Source organism: Pseudoalteromonas fuliginea (assembly GCF_000690055.1).
In the GTDB taxonomy this organism is placed as follows: Bacteria; Pseudomonadota; Gammaproteobacteria; order Enterobacterales; family Alteromonadaceae; genus Pseudoalteromonas; species Pseudoalteromonas fuliginea.
Map to the genome: position 1 here is coordinate 1 of NZ_JJNZ01000297.1, position 419 is coordinate 419.

The window sequence follows — 419 nt, forward strand, 5'->3', positions numbered from 1 at the left end:
AATACTTTTACAATGTGTCGACTTTCTTCTCTATCAAAAGTAAAAGTAGTCTGGTTATTAGTTATATCGGCGTTGTAAAATAATTGCATAATTTATAAAGCTATACGAGGTTTAGATACTACAGCAGCATCGTCAAACATTTGTTCTAAATATTTATGATAGCCTACTATACCTATCATTGCAGCATTATCGGTAGTATATTCAAATTTTGGTACAAAACATTTCCACCCATATTTTTGTTCACCTTCCATTAAAGTGTTGCGAATACCGCTATTAGCTGATACACCACCACCAATGGCTATTTGTTTAATACCAGTTTGTTTTACAGCTAACTTTAGTTTATCCATTAATATATTAATAATGGTATGTTGTATAGAGGCGCAAATATCATCAAGATTTTCTTTTACAAAATCAGGATT

Annotated in this window: 1 protein-coding gene; it reads right to left on the minus strand. The window is 30.8% G+C overall.

Going from position 1 to position 419, the window contains the following annotated elements; all coding sequences use genetic code 11:
* Nucleotides 1–92: 92 nt before the first annotated feature.
* Nucleotides 93–419: Kae1-like domain-containing protein (locus tag DC53_RS22900; protein ID WP_033032859.1), on the minus strand; the 327-nt coding region annotated here is incomplete at its 5' end.